The sequence below is a fragment of the Luteococcus sp. genome (assembly GCF_043424415.1).
In the GTDB taxonomy this organism is placed as follows: Bacteria; Actinomycetota; Actinomycetes; order Propionibacteriales; family Propionibacteriaceae; genus Luteococcus.
Genome location: NZ_JBHWOO010000271.1, coordinates 1 through 17,359, shown reverse-complemented (window position 1 = coordinate 17,359; position 17,359 = coordinate 1). Strand labels below are relative to the sequence as shown.

The window sequence follows — 17,359 nt, the reverse complement described above, 5'->3', positions numbered from 1 at the left end:
CCCTCCGGGCTCACTCGGTCTCGAGGCGACGCACCAGGTCGGAGTCGGCGCCGCGCGCGGCCAGGTCGGCCATCACCAGCGCCACCGACTCCCGCACGATCCGTCCCCGGTCGACCGCCAGCCCGTGCTCGGCACGCAGCGTCAGCCGGGCCTGCTCCAGCGCGAGCAGTTCTTCGCTGCTGACGTAGACGGTGATCTTCTCGTCGTGACGGACCCGGCCGCTCGCACCGCGGCGCCGGTCGGCGGCCTCGGTGGCGGCAGCGGACTTCGCCGCGCTGCGCGGTGCCGGGGCCTTCTTCGCCGGGGCGGGGGCCTGCTGCGCCGGCTCGGTACGGCGCGCCGTGGTCTTGCGGGGCGCGCTCTTGCGGGCCGTGCTGCGCTCGGGAGCAGGCTGCGGCTCGGGGCTGGCCTGGGGCGCCTGTTCGACCAGGTCGGGCTGCGGCTCGGCTTCCTCCGCCGTCGAGCTGGTCGGTCGGAAGAGCTCCGAGGCGCCCGGCAGGCTCACTCGGCGTGACACCTGGCCAGCACCTCCTTGGCGAGCTGGCGGTAGGCGGCGGCACCGGGCGAGGAGCTGGCGTAGCTCGTGATGGGCTCACCGGCGACGGTCGTCTCGGGGAACTTGATGGTGCGCTTGATGACGGTGTGGAAGACCTGCTCGCCGAAGGCGTCGACCACGCGCTCCAGCACCTCGCGACTGTGCAGGGTGCGTCCGTCGTACATGGTGCCCAGGATGCCCATCACCTGCAGGCTCGGGTTGATACGGTCCTGCACCTTGCCGATGGTATCGGTGAGCAGCGCGATGCCACGCAGCGCGAAGAACTCGCACTCCAGCGGCATGATCACGTAGTCGGAGGCGGTCAGGGCATTGATCGTCAGCAGGCCGAGCGAGGGCGCGCAGTCGATCAGGATGACGTCGTACCGGTCACGGACCTTCTCCAGCACCCGCAGCAGGGTCTGCTCGCGGGCCACCTCGTTGACCAGCTGCACCTCGGCGCCGGACAGGTCGATGTTGGAGGGGATCATGTCGAGGCCCTCGGTGGAGGTGGGCTCGATGACCTCCTCCACCTCGTACTCGCGGCTGAGCAGCAGGTTGTAGATGCTCACCTCGATGGAGTGCGGGTTGACGCCCAGGCCGACCGAGAGCGAGCCTTGCGGGTCGAAGTCCACCAGCAGCACGCGACGGCCGGTCTCCACCAGTGCCGCGCCCAGGTTGATGGTGGTGGTGGTCTTGCCCACGCCACCCTTCTGGTTGCACATGCTGATGATGGTGGCGCGCTTGGGGCCCTCGCCCGGCGGCGTGGGCTCGGGCAGGTGCGGGAAGGTGCGGCCCGTGGGATCCTCCGCACCGGCCTCGGTCTGCACGTCATTGCGTCGGCTGCGATCGACGCTCACCGTGGACTGGTTCTGGTCGTCAGGATTCTCGGTGGGCTCCACGATGTGCCTTTCCTTCTGGTGATCAGGTGGACGCGTCCTGCTGCGCCCGGATGCGTCGAATGACCAGCCTAGTACCCATACGACGTGCGGGCTCCCCGCGCGCGCTCAGCAGGTCGGAATCGCCCCGTTGTGGCCGTAGGGCTCCAGGTGTGTTCCCTCGACCCACACCTGGGGCGGGGCATCGGGGGTCATCGGCTCCACCAGGTACCAGGACTGCCTGGGGTCGCTGCCAGCGGTGCGGCAGAAGGCGAAGACCACGCGGTGGTTGAGGATCCCGTAGCCGTCGTCGACCACGGCCCCCTCGCGCGAGGGCTGGTCCCGGGCCTCGGTGCGACCCTCCCCCAGCCCGAAGACGCCATAGGCCCACGGCCGCATCGGGGCGCTCGGCGCCTTGTCGGCCCCGGGCACGGCAGGCAGCACCTGGGTGCGCCACTGCTCGTCGCTGAGCTTCTTGGGGTTCTTGAGGTAGCAGCGCATCCGGTTGGAGCAGGCAACGTCGTCTCCGACGGGCGGGGCCTCGCTCGGGACGGAGGTGTCGGCGGTGACCTGGACCGACGGGTGGTCGGCCGGTCCAGAGCCCTGCCCCGTGGGGGTCGAGGCCTGCCCGGTGGCCGGCGAGGCCGGGGTGGGGCCTGCCTGCTGGGAACCCGAGCACCCAGCCAGAGCAATGAGCGTCGCCAGGGCGAGCGGGGCCAGGGCCCGACGGGGTGCGGTGCTGCGCTGAATGGGGGCTTCTCCAGAGGTCGAATGGATGCGTGTGTGCGGGCAAGCACCGGGTGGAGCCATGGGACCCACCCGGTGCTCAGGCCCAGGTCCTGCCGGACCGAGGGGTCACCACCAGGTGAACCAGTCCCACGAGCCATCCTCGGGGTTGGGGGTGGGAGCCGGCTCCCAGGTGGGCTCGTCGGTGGGCGTGGTGGTCGGCTCGGCGGTGGGCTGCACCGCCGGCGTGGAAGTGGGCTCGGCCGTGGGTGTCGCGGTCGGGCTCTTGGTCGGGGCGGCAGTCGGGGCGGGGGCCGCCTGGATGGCGGCGCCGCCCATCGTGCCGTGACGCTGCGGTTCGGTCGCGGCCGCCGGGATGGCGCTGGTGTCCAGGCCCAGACCGTGGTCGGCGGTCGTGGTGGTGTCCTGCGGCAGCGGCCGGCATCGCGGGCAGGACCATGAGGGTGAGCGAAGCAGCCGGCAGGCTGCCCCCGAGTGCTCGCATCACGTCTTCTCCTGGGGTTCTTGCAGTGGGGGTGGGTCGTCTGCGCCAGACGCGCCGGACACCACCCAGAAGTTGAGCCCTTTCTCAGGCAATCGCCCCATCTGCAGCTTCCGGCCGAACCGGACCGAGGCAGCCGCCCGCCCACGGCCCACCTCGCTCCCGCCGCGCGGTCCAGCACGAACCGACCCTTCCTGACAAGGCTTTCCTGTTCCGCCAGTGGATGCCGCGCGGACGGAGGCAGCACCCTCGCGGAGTCCGCCGCTCGATTGTCAACTCGATGGCGTCACGAATTCTGGGGGCTCTGGGGCCACTTGGCGTTTCCACCTGGTGGGACGCTCTCAGCTGTGCGGCGGCTGTGTCGCCCGGTGGCGAGCCCGGGGGTGCGCGCCCAGGTAGACCTCGCGCAGGTGCTCCACGCTGACCATCGTGTAGATCTGGGTTGTGGTCACCGAGGAGTGACCCAGCAGCTCCTGCACCACCCGCACGTCGGCGCCGCCATCGAGCAGGTGCGTGGCGAAGGAGTGTCGCAGGCTGTGCGGGCTCACGCTGGCCGAGATGCCGGCCGCGCGGGCCGCCTTCTGCAAGATTGCGTGCGCGCTCTGCCGGCTCAACCGGCGTCCCAGCGAGTTCAACAGCAGCGCCGGGCCGGGAGCCCTGGCCTTCTGCTGCCACTGCGGCCGGCCGCGCACCAGCCAGGCCTCGACAGCCTCCCGGGCATAGCTGCCCAGCGGCACGACGCGCTGCTTGTCCCCCTTGCCGGTCAGGCGCAGGCCAGCTCCGGGGTCCTCCAGCACGCGGGCCAGATCGTCGACGTCCAGGTCGCACAGCTCGCTGATGCGTGCGCCGGTGCCGTAGAGCAGTTCCAGCAGGGCCCGGTCCCGCAAGCCCTCGACGCTCTCGACATCGGGCGTCTCCAGCAGCGCCTGCACCTGGTCGATCGACAGGGCCTTGGGCAGGCGTGTGCCGAGCTTGGGCACCTCCAGGTCGGCGGCGGGGTCATTGCCGGTCAGGCCGTCGGCCAGGGCGAAGCGGTGCAGGTTGCGCACGGCGACCACGGTGCGGGCGACGCTGGCCGGGGACAGGGCGGGGTGATCGGCGTCGCCGGTCGTCAACCAGCGCTGGAAAGCGGCGAGGTCACTGGTGGCGATCTCGTCGAAGGCCTCGATGCCGCGCAGCCGCAGGTAGCCGGCATAACGCGTCAGGTCCCTGCGGTAGGCGGACAGTGTGTTGGCTGACAGTCCCCGCTCGACCGCCAGATGGTCCAGCCATGCGGTTGCCACCCCCGACAGCGTCCCCCAGCTGGCGCTGGGCTCAGTCATCCGACTCCATCGCCCGTCGTTCGGCCACGCGGGCGGCCCACAGGTCCCGGGCGGGCCAGGGGGCGTCGGCCGGTCGCAGTTCGTCGAGGCGTCCGGCCAGTCGCGCAGCCTGCAGGGCCATGGTCCCGCTCACCATGGACGGGGACTGGATGGTGCCGGCCAGGATCTGCGTGGCCAGCTCGTCGAGGGGCACCCAGCTGATGTCCATGTGGGCCTCCTCGTCCTCGACCACGAAGCCCTCGGGGCGCGCAGTCGCGGACAGTCCACGGGCGAGATAGATCCGGATGGACTCCTCGCAGCCGCCGGGAGTGGTGAAGATGTCGACCAGCACCCGCCAGTCCTCGGCCTTCAGCAGCGCCTCCTCGGCCAGTTCGCGCTGTGCCGCCGCCAGGAAGGACTCCCCCTCGGCGTCCAGCAGTCCGGCCGGCGGCTCGACGAGCTTCATCGCCACCGGGTGCCGGTACTGGTGGACGACGGCAACGCGGTCCTGCTCGTCGAGGGCGATCACGGCGACCGCACCGGGGTGGGTGAGGTACTGGCGGGTGAAGACCTCTCCCGAGGGCGGCCTGATGTCGTCCTCGACGAAACTGCACACCCGGCCGGTGCCGAGCACGCGGTGCTCGTCGATGGTCCAGGCTTCGGCACGGTCCAGCGGCATGTCGCTCATGGTTCCAACCTATTGCGTCCGGTATCGCTGCCACACTGGGGACATGCAGCTCCCCCTCGACCTCCCCATCGCCCCGATGCTCGCCAAGGCCGTGGCCGAGATCCCCGCCGCCGGCAGCGTCGAGGGCGGCTGGAGCTATGAACCCAAGTGGGACGGCTTCCGCTGCATCGTCTGCCGCGACGGCGAGGAGGTGGAGCTGCTCAGCCGCTCCAAGAAGTCGCTGAACCGCTACTTCCCCGAGGTGGTCGCACAGGTGCGCGCGCACCTACCGCAACGCTGCATCATCGACGGCGAACTGGTGGTCCGCGCCGGCGGACCGGGTGCGCAGAAGCTCGACTGGGAGTCCATCAGCGCCCGGATCCACCCGGCCGCCTCACGCATCGAGCGCCTGGCCCGCGAGAGCCCGGCCGAGCTGGTCTGCTTCGACCTGCTGGCCCTGGGCGAACAGGACCTCACCGGCCTGGACTTTGCCCAGCGTCGTGCTCGACTGGAGGAGCTCTTCGGTGGGTTCGACGCCCCTGGCATCCACCTCACCAGGACCACCGCCGACGAGCAGGAGGCCCGGGACTGGTTCGAGCGCTTCGAGGGCGCCGGCCTGGATGGCGTGGTCGCCAAGCGCAATGACGGACCCTACGAGCAGGGCAAGCGCACGATGCTCAAGGTCAAGCACAAGCGCACCGCCGAGGCCGTGGTGATGGGCTACCGGCTGCACAAGTCCGGTGAGGGCGTCGGCTCCCTGCTGCTGGGCATGGTCGACGAGCACGGCGAGCTGGTGCCGGTGGGTGGCATCGCAGCCTTCACCGCGGCCCGCCGCCGCGAACTCGTCGAGGAGCTGGCCCCACTGGTGCTGCGTGATCCCCATGGCGCGGTGCAGCAGGCCAGTCGGGAGCGCTCCCGCTTCACCAGTGCCGCCGATGCGGCCTTCGTACCTCTGGACCCGCGGCTGGTGGTCGAGGTCGCCTTCGACCAGCTGGAGGGGCGGCGGTTCCGGCACGCAGTCATCTTCCTGCGCTGGCGCCCCGATCGGGAGCCGTCGAGCTGCCTGCTGGAGCAGGTGGAGCGGCCGATCGCCTACGACCTGGCCGAGGTCCTGGCCCCACACCACACCGGAAATTAGGTAAGCCTTACCTATCCATTGCTAGAGTTCTGGGCGTGCCCACGCCCTACGAGTGCCTCGACGCCACGGTGGCCGCCGTGGCAGACCTCACCCCCAGCATCCGTCGCGTGACCTTCCACGGCCCCGCGCTGGGCCGCGTGCACCCGCGCTGTCTGGACCGCAGGATCAAGCTCGTCCTGCCACGCCACCAGGGTGACCTGTTCGAGGACATGCCCCGCGGCGGCGACTGGTACCAGTCCTGGCAGCGGCTCGACCCCCGCCCAGCGCTGCGCACCTACACCGCCCGGCAGGTGCGCCCCGCCAGCGCCGAGGTGGACATCGACGTCATCCGCCACGGCACCGCCGGCCCTGCAGGCCGGTGGATCGAGCAGGTCCGGCCCGGTGAGCGCCTGCTGCTCGTCCTGCCCGTCGCAGATGTCGACGGCAGTGACGAGCTGGGCATCGCCTGGCGACCCGGGGCTGCCCGGGAGGTGCTGATCGCCGGCGACGCCACCGCCGCCCCGGCGATCGCGAACATCCTGGCCTCGCTCCCCGCCGATGCCACCGGCACGGCGCTGGTCGAGCTGCCCACCAGTCAGGACCACTACCCCCTCCAGGCGCCGCCCGGCATCGACGTGCGCGTCCTCGCCTGTGACGGCGCCGCGCCGGGAAGCCTGCTGGAGCAAGAGCTCGCCGCCGTGGCCTGGCCGCCGGACTGCCCCCTGCCCTCCCGCCAGGCCGTTGAGGACCAGACCGTGCCGGATGCGCCGCTGTGGCAGGAGGCCCAGACCGACGCCGACACCCGGCACTATGCCTGGCTGGCAGGCGAGAGCACCGCCATCACCCGCATCAGGCGCCACCTGGTGCAGGCCCGCGGCTGCCCTCGCCAGTGCATCAGCTTCATGGGCTACTGGCGGGCCGGCCGCGCCGAGTGCTGACCGCAGCCACCCCCGATCCCCTCCCGCACCACGATCACCCAGGAGAACCAATGGACGCCCACTTCACCCGCCGCAATCTGCTCGGCCTTGCCGGCATCACCGGGCTGGCCACCCTCGTCGGCTGCTCCGGCAACCAGTCCGCCGCCCCCGAGACGCCGGCCGCCCCGGGCGCCGGCAAGAACAGCTCGAGCGAGGGCAGATTCCCGGTGACCATCAAGCACGCCCTGGGAACCGCCACCATCGACAAGGCCCCCACCAAGGTCGTCACCCTCGGCCAGGGCGCCGCCGAGGCCGCCATCGCGCTGGGAGTCTTCCCGGTCGGCACCGAGACCTATGCGTGGGGAGCCGACAAGGACGGCCACCTCCCCTGGGTGCGCGAGGCCTTCGAGAAGGCCGGCAAGGCACTGCCCCGCACCTTCGCCGGTGGGGAGCAGCTCGATGTCGAGACCATCGCCACGCTGGAGCCCGACCTGGTGCTCGCCCCGTGGAGCGGCCTGACACAGAAGCAGTACGACCTGCTCAGCGAGATGTGCCCCGTTGTCGCCTACGAGAAGACCCCGTGGACGACAACCTGGCAGCAGGAGATCAGCACCGTCGCCACGGCCTTGGGCCGCCCCGCCGACGGGCAGCGGGTCATCGCCGAGCTGGACAAGACCCTCGCCGATGCCGCCGCCGAACACCCGGACTGGAAGGGCACCACCTTCAGCTACATCTACACCCAGGGCCAGGGCACGCTGGGCATCTACCTGCCCACCGAGCAGCGGGTCGCCATGATCAGCTCGCTCGGCCTCACCCCCGACCCGGCCACCGCATCGATCAAGGCCAAGGACGGCTCCGACTGGGCGCTGATCGGTCTGGAGAATGCCGACAAGCTCGACGGCTCCGAGCTCGTCTTCACCTGGTACATGGACGCGGCCACCAAGAAGCAGGTGCTCTCGCAGCCGCTCTATGCCTCGATCCCGGCCATCAAGCGCGACACCGTCGTCACCTCGCAGGACCCGCAGCTGGTCACCGCGATGAGCATGATCAACCCGCTCACGGTGCCGTGGGCGCTGCCCAGGATCACCCCACTGATCGACGCCGCCGTGAAGAAGCTCGGCAAGTGACCCGACGCCACCTGGGCGTCCCGCGCACCGCCACCGTCCTGGCACTCACTGCCCTGGCGCTGTCGGTGCTGTTCAGCCTGGCCCTGGGAAGCCGCGCCATCGGCCCCGCGGCCCTCTGGCAGGCGGCCCAGGGCCTGGGCGACGAGCACACGCGCGCCGTCCTGGCCACCAGGATCCCCCGCACCCTGTGCGGGCTGCTGGCCGGGGCGGCGCTGGCGGTCTCCGGCGCCGCCATCCAGGTGGCCACCCGAAACCCGCTGGGTGACCCGGGAGTGCTCGGCCTGACCAGCGGCGCCGCGGCCGGGATCGTGCTGGTGGCAACCTCGGCAACGCTCGCGCCGCTGGGGCTGGTGGGCGGCGCCTTCACCGGTGCCCTGCTGGCCACCGTCGCCGTGCTCGGGCTCGGCAGCCTGGGGCGTGGCCCCGATGCCACGCGCCTGCTGCTGGCCGGCGCCGTGGTCACCACCGTCGCGATGGCGCTGTCCCAGTCGCTGGCGCTGCGCGACCAAGGGGCCTTCGACGCGCTGCGATTCTGGTCGGCCGGCTCGCTGTCGGCCGGCGCCGCCCTCACCGCGCCGGTGCTGGTCACCGCCGCAGCCGGTGCCCTGCTGCTGGCCGGCACCAGCCGCGGACTGGACGCGCTGGCCCTGGGTGATGACGCAGCAACCGCACTGGGGCAGCGCCCCGGCCTGGTGCGGGGCCTGACCTTCCTGGCCGTGGCACTGCTCACCTCGGCGGCGACGGCGGTGACGGGCCCGATCGCCTTCGTCGGTCTGGCCGTGCCGCACCTCGCCCGCGGCCTGGTCGGTGGCGGCGCCCGGGCGCTGCTGGCCTGCTGCTTGGTGCTCGGGCCCTGCGTCCTGCTGCTGGCCGATGTCGCCGGCCGGTTGGTGATCCGCCCCTCGGAGGTCCCGGTCGGCGTGGTGACCGGCTTGATGGGGGCGCCGCTGCTGCTCGCCGTGGTGCGTCGCACCAGGGGTGCGCTGTGACCGCGCAGCACGAGGGTGCGCTGTGACCGGCCGTCGCTCGGTCGCCGTCGTCGCCCTGCTGGCCGCGGTCCTGCTGACGTGCAGCGCGACGCTGGCCTGGGGCCGGTTGGGCATCTCCCCGCCCCGCCAGCCACAGGCCCTGCTGGACCTCCTCAGGGGCGAGGGCGGCTTTGCCCTGCGTCGGCTGCGCGGTCCGCGGTTGGCGACCGGGCTGGCTGTGGGCGCGGCCCTCGGCCTGGCCGGGGCGCTCTTCCAACGCTCCACCGCGAATCCGCTGGTCACACCCGATGTGGTCGGCATCACCGCCGCGGCTGGTGCCGGAACGGCACTGGCCACCCACCTGAACTTCCCCGTCATGGTCGGCGCCCTGGGCGGGGCGCTGCTCGGGGGCCTGCTGGTGGCCTGGGGGACGACGACGGGCTTCCGCAACCCGGGGGCGGTGATCGTCGCCGGGATCGGGGTGGCGGCCGGGTCCACCGCCACCACGCAGCTGGTGCTGGTCTGGTCGCGGCAGGCCGAGGCCCTGGCCCTGGCCTCGGCCCTCACCGGGTCGCTGAACTCCCGGGCCTGGTCCGATGCCGCCCTGGCCTGGGCAGTGCTGGTGCCGGGCACGCTGGCCGCGCTGGCCCTGCGCACCGACCTCGACCTGGTTGCGCTGGGCGACGATGCGGCCCATGGGCTGGGCTCGCGGCCCGCAGCCGTGCGCAGCACGGCGTTGGCCCTCGGTATCGTCCTGACGGCCGCCGCCGTGGCCGTCGCCGGGCCGATCACCTTCGTCGCCCTGACCGCGCCCCACCTGGCCCGCTGGCTCACCGGCCGCCCCGCCATGGGGACCGCCGCCCTGGTCGGTGCCCTCGAGGTGTGCGCCGCGGACCTGGCCGTCGCCCGCTGGCAGCCGCTGACGGCGCTGCCGGTCGGGGTGGTCACCGCCCTGGTAGGCGGCGTCTTCCTCGGCATCCTGCTCATCTCCCAGTTCCGGAAGGGGACGCTGTGACCCTCGCGCCCACCATCACCATCTCCGGGGCGACGGTCCGCTTCGGGGACTTCACCGCCGTTGACGCCCTGTCCGCCACCATTCCCGCCGGCTCCTTCACCGCGGTGATCGGCCCCAATGGCTGTGGCAAGTCCACCCTGTTGCGTTCGCTGTGCCACCTGCGGCCGCTCGACGAGGGGCGCGTCGACGTCGACGGACGCGCCGTCGGCGACTGGGGGCGTCGCGAGCTGGCGCGCACCGTCAGCCTGCTGCCGCAGCAGACCGTCGCCCCGCCGGGGCTCGTGGTTGCCGAGCTGGTGGCGCGAGGACGACACCCGTACCACTCCTTGTTGCGCAACAGTGCCCCCGGTGATGCCGAGGCCATCGAGCGGGCCGTGGAACGCGCCCAGGTCGGGCCCCTCTTGCAGCGCCGGGTCTCGGAGCTGTCCGGCGGGCAGCGCCAGCGCGTCTGGCTGGCGATGGTGCTGGCACAGGACACGCCCGTCGTGCTGCTGGACGAGCCCACCACCTACCTGGACCTGGCTGCCCAGTACCACCTGCTCGACGTCTGTGCCGACCTGGTGGACGAGGGACGCACCGTCGTCGTCGTCCTGCACGACCTGCCCCAGGCCGTCGCCTATGCCGACCACGTCCTGCTGATGGAGCGCGGACGGCTGGTCGCCGACGGGCGCCCCCGCGAGGTCGTCACCGAGCGGGATGTCGCCGAGGTCTACGGCATCCGTTGCCGGGTCGACCTGGACGACCCGAGGGGCCCGGTGGTCGCTCCCCTGTCGCGAGCCGAGCGTCAGGCCTGACCGGCGGCCTCCAGCAGTTCCCTGGCGTGGGCCATCGACGAGTCACTGGACTCGATGCCGCCCATCATCCGGGCCAGCTCCTGTAGCCGCTCTTCCCCGGTGACGCGACGCAGGTTGCTGACGGTCACCTCACCATTGGTGGACTTGTCGACGACCAGGTGGGCATCGGCGAAGGCCGCCACCTGGGCCAGGTGTGTCACGACCACCACCTGGCAGTGCTTGGCCAGCATCGCCAGCCGCCGTCCGATCTCGACGGCCACCGCCCCGCCGACACCGGCATCGACCTCGTCGAAGACGCAGGTGTGCACCCCACGGTCCTCTCCGGCGTCGGCATCGGCGAGCACCACCTCGAGCGCCAGCCGCACCCGGGACAGCTCGCCGCCGGAGGCCACCTTGCCCAGGGGGGCGGCGGGCAGGCCCGGGTTGGCGGCGAAGACCAGCTGGATGGACTCGGCGCCGTGCGGGCCGAGCGCGTCGAGGGGCTTGAGCTCGAAAGCGAGCCGGGCGTGGGGCATGGCGAGTGCTGCCAGTTCGCCCTGCACCTGCTCGGCAAGGCGCTGTGCCGCATCGCTGCGGGTGCTGGTGATCGATGCGGCCTGACGGGCCAGCGACTCGTCGAGTGCGGTGACTTCCTGGCGGATCTCGGCGATCCGGTCGTCGGAGCCCTCGAGCTCGCCCATCCTGGCCGCGGCCGTGCGCGACCACTCCAGGACCTCCTCGATGGTGGTGCCGTACTTGCGGGTGAGCCCGGCCAGGGCGGCGCGGCGCTCGGCGATGGCCTCCAGCTGGCGCGGGTCGGCCTCAAGGTCGGCCAGGTAGCTGGCCACCTGCGCAGCCAGGTCATTGACCAGGAAGCCGGTCTCGCGCATCTGCTGCGCGATCTGGGCCGCGGCGGGGTCGAGTGCCTCGACCTGTTCCATCGCCTTGCGTGCCTCGCCAAAGAGCCCGACGACGCCTGGCTGGTCGGTGAACCCCTCCGTGGAGCCGCTCAAGGCGCCCGAGGCGGACTCGGCGAGGCGCTGCAGGTCGTCGGTGGCCTGCAGTCGCTGGGCCTGCGCGGCCAGCTCGGTCTCCTCCCCCGGCTGCGGGTCGACGGCGGCAATTTCGTCCAGGCCGAAGCGCAGCAGGTCCTGCTCCCGGGCCCGCTCCTGGGCCCTGGTGACGAGTTCGTCCAGCTCATGGCCCAGTGCCGCCCGCCGCTCGTGGTCGGCGCGGTAACGGGACAGTGCCTGTGCGTGTTCGGGTCCGCAGAAGCGGTCGAGCACCTCGCGTTGGCGCTCCGGGCTGCCCAGACGAATCTGTTCTGACTGGCCGTGGATGGTGGCCACCTCACCGGCCAGGTCGGCCAGCCGCCCCACCCCGCTCTGGCTGCCGCCGACGAAGGCACGGGAACGGCCCGCGGCACTCACGTGGCGGGCCAGCAGGAGTTCGTCGTCCTCGATCACGCCGCCGGCTTCGTCGACGGCCTCGGCGATGTGCTCAACGCCGGTGAAGCGTCCCTCAACCAGGGCGCGGCGCGAGCCGTGGCGCACGACGCCTGCGTCGGCGCGGCTGCCCATCAGCAGCCCCAGTGAGCTGACCACCATCGTCTTGCCGGCGCCGGTCTCGCCGGTGACGGCGGTCATGCCGGGGTGGAATTCGATGGTGCTGGACTCGATGACGCCCAGGCCTTCGATGTGCAGTTCGGTGAGCATCAGTGGCGTCCTCGGAATCCCTCGACGGGGAGGCCGAACTTCTTCACCAGGCGTGTGGTGAAGGGTTGTGGGGCCAGACGGGCGATCAGCAGGTCCTTGTCGCCGCGGCGCAGCACGATCCTGCTGCCGGGGGCCGCATCGACGGTGCGGGCCCCGTCGGCCCACACCACGGCCGGGACATTGCGTTCGCTGCCGACCATCAGGTCAATGGTGGAGCGAGGGCTGAGCACGACCGGCCCGGTGAACAGGGCGTGGGCCGACAGCGGCACCAGCTCCATGGCCTCCACGTCGGGCCACATCACGGGCCCGCCGGCGGAGAAGGCGTAGGCGGTGGAACCGGAGGGGGTGCTGACCAGGATGCCGTCGCAGCCCCAGCGGGACAGCGGGCGGCCGTCGACCAGGGCCAGCACTTCGAGCATGCGCTCACGGGCGATCTTCTCCACCGACACCTCGTTGACGGCGAAGGAGGTCCACTGCAGGTCCCCGGTGGGCTCGTAGACGTCCACCGAGAGCGTCAACCGGCGCTCCACCTTGAAGCTGCGGGCCTCGACGTGGTCGGCGAGGTGACCCACCTCGGACGCCTCGAACTCTGCCAGGAATCCGACATGACCCAGGTTCACCCCCAGCAGGGGCACCTGCCAGGGCACCGCCAGTTCGGCGCCGCGCAGGATCGAACCGTCTCCGCCGAAGACCAGCACCATCTCCACCTGGGGCTCGCGGGTGTCGAGGAGCTGCACCTCCACCTCGGGACGCACCAGGGCGCGCACGGCCTCGTAGGCCTCCGCCAGCACACGGGTGGCGATCCCACGGACTGCGATCTGCTCGATGAAGTCGACGGCACTGTCAAGGGCCTCGGGCCTGCTGGGGTGCAGCAGGACGGCCACTGCCCGCGGCGCGGGGGTGTCAAGGTCATCGCTCACGTTCTCCACCCTAGCCGGGAGCACTGACTGGAAGTGGGCCCGAGCCTGCTCGCCGGCTGGTGCTCCCCCGGGCTCAGACGCGTTCGAAGAGCACGAAGTACTCGATGTTTCCGGCCGGGCCGGGCAGGGTGCTGGGCGAGCGCCAGCGGTCGGTCCAGCCGAGTTCCCGTGCTGCCGCGCAGACGGCTTCGACCGCCTCCAGGCGAGTCTGTTCGTCGCGTACGACCCCGGCGGAGCTGAGCCGTCGTCGTCCCACCTCGAACTGGGGCTTGACCATGAGCAGCGCCTTGCCGCCCGGGGCGATGACCGAGAAGATCGGTTCCAGCAGCAGGGTCAGGCTGATGAAGCTCACGTCGCACACGGCCAGGTCGACCGGACGACCCCCGACATCGGCCAGGGCCAGGTGTCGCAGGTTGAGGCCCTCGTGCGCCACGACGCGCGGATCGTCGAGCAGGCTCTGGGCCATCTGCCCGTGGCCGACGTCGACCGCATGCACCTCCACCGCTCCCCTGCTCAGCAGCACCTCGGTGAAGCCGCCGGTCGAGGCGCCCGCGTCCAGGGTCCGCTCGGGGACCCGGTCCCAGCCCAGCTCGTCGAGGGCCCCGAGCAGTTTGTGCGCGGCGCGAGAGACCCAGGCGGTGTGCTCGTCCAGCGTGATCTCGCAGTCCTTGGGAACGGACTGGGAGGCCTTGGTGGCGGCGCGTCCGTCGACCTGGACGATGCCCTGCTCGACCAGCTTGCGGGCCAGGCTGCGGCTCCGGGCCAGTCCACGATCCACCAGTTCGAGGTCGAGGCGGTTGGTCCGTGTCCGGTCGTGGTCAGCCATGGGACCTCATCTGTTGCGCGATCGTGTGCGTGGGCGACTGTCGGCTCTCCTCGAGGGCCCGTCCGAGTGCCTCCTGGGCGGCCGCAAGGGCAGCGTGGTGCTCGGCCAACGGCCGCCGGTCCAGGTCCTGCAGTTCGCGCAGGACCTGGTCGACGGTGCCGTTGCCGGTCCGCGGCGGTGTCGGCACGGCACCGGTCTGGTCGGTCCAGGAGTCCTCGGACTGGGCTTCGGGGGTGCTCACTGCACCTGGTCCAGCCGGTCCAGCACGCCCGCATCGGCCCCGGTGTCCCAGGCCAGCTGCAGGACGGCCCACAGGGCGTCCAGCTGCTCCTCGCGTCCCGTCGGCACCTGGTCGAGGTGGATGCGCCCGTCGACGATGAGGGCCTGCTGATCCCGGCAGCGTGCTTCCTCGCCCTCCAGGGTGGCGCGTCGGGCCGGCTCCAGCAGGGAACGCAGGTCGTGTCCGATCGTGGTGGGCCGCTGGTCCTCGGGTGCCTGCAGCAGGTCCTGCTTGCCGTGGGCACCGGTGAAGACGAAGAGGGAGTCCATGCCGACGGCCACGGCACCCTGCACGTCGGTGTCGAGACGGTCACCGACGAAGATGGCCTGCCGGGTGCCCATGCGGCGCATGGTCTCCTCCATCAGCGGGGTGCACGGCTTCCCTGCCACTGTCGGCTCCTGCGTGACGGCCACCCGGACGGCGGCGATCTGCGCGCCGGCGCCGGGCACGAGCCCGACGTCGGTGGGACGGGTCGAGTCGGTGTTGGTGGCGAACCAGCGCGCGCCGGCCTGGATGGCATGGCAGGCGTCGTCGATCCGGGGCCAGGTCAGCTGCGGGTCGTAGCCCTGGATGACTGCCGATGGCCTGTCCTCGCGCGACCAGACGGGGACCATGCCCGCGGCCTCCACCTCGTCGGCCAGTGCCTGGGTGCCGACGACGAGCACACGGCTGCCGGGCTCGAGCGCCTCGGCCAGCTGTCGAGCCCCGGCCTGCGCGCTGGTGACCACGTCCGACAGGTGCGCCTCCACACCCAGGCCGGTGAGCTGGTCGACGACCACCTGCGGCGGGCGGGCGGCATTGTTCGTGACGAAGCCGACCTGCACGCCGAGCTCGCGCAGGGCCGCGATCCCCTCGGGGGCTCCCTCGACGGGGGCCGGCCCCAGGTAGACGACGCCGTCCAGGTCGAACAGCGCGGCCTCATAGGCATCCACCAGACGGGGGTCATTCATCACTTGTCCTCCGAATCCTGCATCGCCGCTGCATCGGCAGTGTCCCCGGCCTCATCGGGCCAGTCAGTCTTGTCGCTCTGGTCAGCCCGGGCCGGCTCGCCGTCGGTCGAATCCCCACCGCTCTTGTCGTCGCGGTCCACGAGATCCTCGGCGGCGGGCTCGCTCGCCTCATCGTCCTCGGACTCGTCGACCTCGAGGACGAAACCGTCGAGCGCGTTGATCCTGTCCTGCGCATCAAGGGTCTGATCGGTGTCGTGCTTGAGCGCCGAGACGAACCACTTGCGTGCCTCCTCGGTGTCTCCGGCGTCCTCGAGCAGGTCGGCGAAGGCATAACGCATCCGGGCCTGACCGAGCTTGTTGCCGGGAATGTCGGAGATACCCCGCTTCAGCAGCCGGATGGCCTCGGCCTGCTGGCCCATGTCGGCGCGAGCCCCGGCCTCGACGAGCAGCATCTCGACGCGTTGGGTTGCATCCAGCTGTTCCCGCTCGGCCTCGCGCGCCAGCTTCAGGGCATTCTGCGGACGGCCCAGGGCGCGCTCGCAGTCGGCCAGCACCGGAAGGTACTCCGCACCTCCGGTCATGCGACGCATGGCGCGGTATTCGTTGAGCGCGACGGCATACTCCCCTGCCGCATAGGCGGTCTCGGCGGTGGCCTCACGAACCACGGGCAGGCGGGCGGCACGACGACGGGCGGCCTCGGCATGGCGGTAGGCCATCGCCGGGTCCTCGTCGATCAGTGCGCCGGCTGCGACCAGGTGTGCGGCGACGATCTGCCCCAGGTCCTTGGGGAGTCCTCGAAGCTCGGCCCGGACCGGAAAGGGCAGGTCCTTCTCATCGATGTCGGTGGGCGTCTCGGGCTCGTCCTCGCGCGCTGCCAACCCGGGACGCACGAAGTCTTCGCGTTCCTCGCGGCCGAAACGGTCCTGGCGCGGCCCCCGGCCAAAGTCATCGCGGCGCGGGCCGCGCGAGTCCTGACGGCGGTCATCGCCGCCACGGTGACCTCCGCGCTCGACGCCATCACGGTGACCATCACGGGCCTCGCCGCCCTGGTAGCCCCGGCGCTCTCCATCGCGCGATCCGCGACGCTCATCACCACCCTGGTATCCGCGGCGGTCACCCGAGCCGCGGTAGCCGTCACCGTCGCGCGAGCCACGGTAACCTCCACGCTCGCCACCACCACGGTAACCACCACGGGCGTCCTCCCCCCGGTAGCCTCGACCCTCTCCGGAGGCGAAGGGCCGGCGCTCGCCGTCCCCGCGTCCTCGGTCATGTCCGCCACGCCCCCCGGGGCGCTCGTCCTCGCGACGGTAGCCACGGGCCCCATCGGCGCTACGGCCACGCTGGTCATCACGTCCCCAGGGACGGCGGTCACCCTGTCCCGCCCGGCTGCCGCGGTCATCGCGAGGATCACCGCGACCGTCTCGCCTGTCGTCGTCACGGCGCTGTCCACGCTCGTAGCCTCCGGAGCGGTCGGAGCGGTCGGAGCGGTCGGAGCGGTCATTGGGCGAGTCCTGGCGCTGACCATAGCCCCGCTGTCCTGAACCGCCGGCGTCGCTGGAACGACGGCCCTGCGAATAACCGCGTCGATCCGAGTCGCGATGGCGCTCACCGTCATGTGCCGGACGGCCGACGGATCGCTCCTCACGGCCATCCCCGCCTCGATATCCCCGCCGCTGGTCGTCACGCGGACGGTCCTGTCCGTGCGGGGGACGCGACGACTGGTCGCGATCAGTGCGCGAGCGTCCGTCGGACGCGCGTCCACCGCGACTGTCGCGACGATCTCGATCGTCGAAGGAACCGTTGTTCGGGTAGTCAGACATGTTCTCATCCTGCCGCAAGTTGGCGTGCTGTGGTGTGTGGCCGATGTGCCGCACCGGGCCTTACCGCCACGTCGAGCGATGGACTGTGAGGATCTCGTCCGCCTGAGCAGAACCACGACGGCTGTGCCCTGGGCGAGACGCGGAAGCTCTTTCCCATCGCATCAAGAGGTCTCTGTGTGCAATTGTTTTCGGGCATGAAAATACCCCCTGCCAGGAACCCATGAAGAGTCCCGACAGGGGGTATGTATAAGTCCGGCGGCGTCCTAGTCTCCCACAGGATCCCTCCTGCAGTACCATCGGCTCTAAAAGGCTTAACTTCCGGGTT

At 71.4% G+C, this 17,359-nt stretch carries 18 protein-coding genes; 6 read left to right on the top strand and 12 right to left on the bottom strand.

Annotated elements, in window-relative coordinates:
- Positions 1–10: 10 nt before the first annotated feature.
- The 6 genes from ACHFFZ_RS15335 to ACHFFZ_RS15310 form a co-directional block, all read right to left on the bottom strand.
- Positions 11–517, bottom strand: a complete 507-nt coding sequence (locus ACHFFZ_RS15335) for a hypothetical protein (RefSeq protein WP_394277466.1) — start codon at positions 515–517, stop codon at positions 11–13.
- The gene (locus ACHFFZ_RS15330) at positions 502–1,392 is read right to left on the bottom strand and encodes a ParA family protein (RefSeq protein ID WP_394277493.1); all 891 of its coding nucleotides are present in this window, start codon (positions 1,390–1,392) and stop codon (positions 502–504) included. Before ACHFFZ_RS15330 ends, ACHFFZ_RS15335 begins: the two co-directional genes overlap by 16 nt.
- A 147-nt stretch (positions 1,393–1,539) precedes the next feature.
- Positions 1,540–2,220, bottom strand: coding sequence for a hypothetical protein (locus ACHFFZ_RS15325; protein ID WP_394277465.1), 681 nt, complete (start codon positions 2,218–2,220; stop codon positions 1,540–1,542).
- A gap of 45 nt (positions 2,221–2,265) precedes the next feature.
- Positions 2,266–2,475: a hypothetical protein gene (locus ACHFFZ_RS15320; RefSeq protein WP_394277464.1), complete on the bottom strand. Its 210-nt coding sequence runs from the start codon at positions 2,473–2,475 to the stop codon at positions 2,266–2,268.
- A gap of 504 nt (positions 2,476–2,979) precedes the next feature.
- Entirely contained in the window at positions 2,980–3,960 is a 981-nt protein-coding gene (locus tag ACHFFZ_RS15315) for a site-specific tyrosine recombinase XerD (protein ID WP_394277463.1), read from the bottom strand.
- Positions 3,953–4,627 carry an NUDIX domain-containing protein gene (locus ACHFFZ_RS15310; protein ID WP_394277462.1) on the bottom strand — a complete coding sequence of 225 codons (675 nt, stop codon included), beginning with the start codon at positions 4,625–4,627 and terminating at the stop codon, positions 3,953–3,955. The genes ACHFFZ_RS15315 and ACHFFZ_RS15310 overlap by 8 nt, the downstream gene beginning before the upstream one ends.
- 43 nt (positions 4,628–4,670) lie before the next feature.
- On the opposite strand from ACHFFZ_RS15310, the gene ACHFFZ_RS15305 reads away from it, so the two are divergent.
- The 6 genes from ACHFFZ_RS15305 to ACHFFZ_RS15280 are packed head-to-tail and all read left to right on the top strand — an operon-like array spanning position 4,671 to position 10,544.
- Entirely contained in the window at positions 4,671–5,744 is a 1,074-nt protein-coding gene (locus ACHFFZ_RS15305) for an ATP-dependent DNA ligase (RefSeq protein ID WP_394277461.1), read from the top strand.
- A gap of 35 nt (positions 5,745–5,779) precedes the next feature.
- Entirely contained in the window at positions 5,780–6,661 is an 882-nt protein-coding gene (locus ACHFFZ_RS15300) for a siderophore-interacting protein (protein WP_394277460.1), read from the top strand.
- Between the two features lie 50 nt (positions 6,662–6,711).
- Positions 6,712–7,767, top strand: a complete 1,056-nt coding sequence (locus tag ACHFFZ_RS15295; RefSeq protein WP_394277459.1) for an iron-siderophore ABC transporter substrate-binding protein — start codon at positions 6,712–6,714, stop codon at positions 7,765–7,767.
- Positions 7,764–8,756: a FecCD family ABC transporter permease gene (locus ACHFFZ_RS15290; RefSeq protein WP_394277458.1), complete on the top strand. Its 993-nt coding sequence runs from the start codon at positions 7,764–7,766 to the stop codon at positions 8,754–8,756. Before ACHFFZ_RS15295 ends, ACHFFZ_RS15290 begins: the two co-directional genes overlap by 4 nt.
- Before the next feature lie 22 nt (positions 8,757–8,778).
- A complete protein-coding gene (locus ACHFFZ_RS15285) occupies positions 8,779–9,750 on the top strand; it encodes an iron chelate uptake ABC transporter family permease subunit (RefSeq protein WP_394277457.1) in 972 nt (323 codons plus the stop codon).
- Entirely contained in the window at positions 9,747–10,544 is a 798-nt protein-coding gene (locus ACHFFZ_RS15280; protein WP_394277456.1) for an ABC transporter ATP-binding protein, read from the top strand. Before ACHFFZ_RS15285 ends, ACHFFZ_RS15280 begins: the two co-directional genes overlap by 4 nt.
- Here ACHFFZ_RS15280 and recN read toward each other — a convergent pair.
- The 6 genes from recN to ACHFFZ_RS15250 form a co-directional block, all read right to left on the bottom strand.
- Positions 10,535–12,238, bottom strand: coding sequence for a DNA repair protein RecN (recN, locus tag ACHFFZ_RS15275; protein ID WP_394277455.1), 1,704 nt, complete (start codon positions 12,236–12,238; stop codon positions 10,535–10,537). The two genes, ACHFFZ_RS15280 and recN, sit on opposite strands and share 10 nt — an antisense overlap.
- Complete coding sequence (locus ACHFFZ_RS15270; RefSeq protein WP_394277454.1) at positions 12,238–13,158, bottom strand: NAD kinase; 921 nt, start codon at positions 13,156–13,158, stop codon at positions 12,238–12,240. The genes recN and ACHFFZ_RS15270 overlap by 1 nt, the downstream gene beginning before the upstream one ends.
- 73 nt (positions 13,159–13,231) lie before the next feature.
- Positions 13,232–13,984, bottom strand: coding sequence for a TlyA family RNA methyltransferase (locus ACHFFZ_RS15265; protein WP_394277453.1), 753 nt, complete (start codon positions 13,982–13,984; stop codon positions 13,232–13,234).
- A complete protein-coding gene (locus ACHFFZ_RS15260; RefSeq protein WP_394277452.1) occupies positions 13,977–14,225 on the bottom strand; it encodes a hypothetical protein in 249 nt (82 codons plus the stop codon). Before ACHFFZ_RS15260 ends, ACHFFZ_RS15265 begins: the two co-directional genes overlap by 8 nt.
- Positions 14,222–15,214, bottom strand: coding sequence for an HAD-IIA family hydrolase (locus ACHFFZ_RS15255; protein ID WP_394277451.1), 993 nt, complete (start codon positions 15,212–15,214; stop codon positions 14,222–14,224). The genes ACHFFZ_RS15260 and ACHFFZ_RS15255 overlap by 4 nt, the downstream gene beginning before the upstream one ends.
- Positions 15,214–17,034 carry a hypothetical protein gene (locus tag ACHFFZ_RS15250; RefSeq protein WP_394277450.1) on the bottom strand — a complete coding sequence of 607 codons (1,821 nt, stop codon included), beginning with the start codon at positions 17,032–17,034 and terminating at the stop codon, positions 15,214–15,216. Before ACHFFZ_RS15250 ends, ACHFFZ_RS15255 begins: the two co-directional genes overlap by 1 nt.
- Positions 17,035–17,359 lie beyond the last annotated feature (325 nt).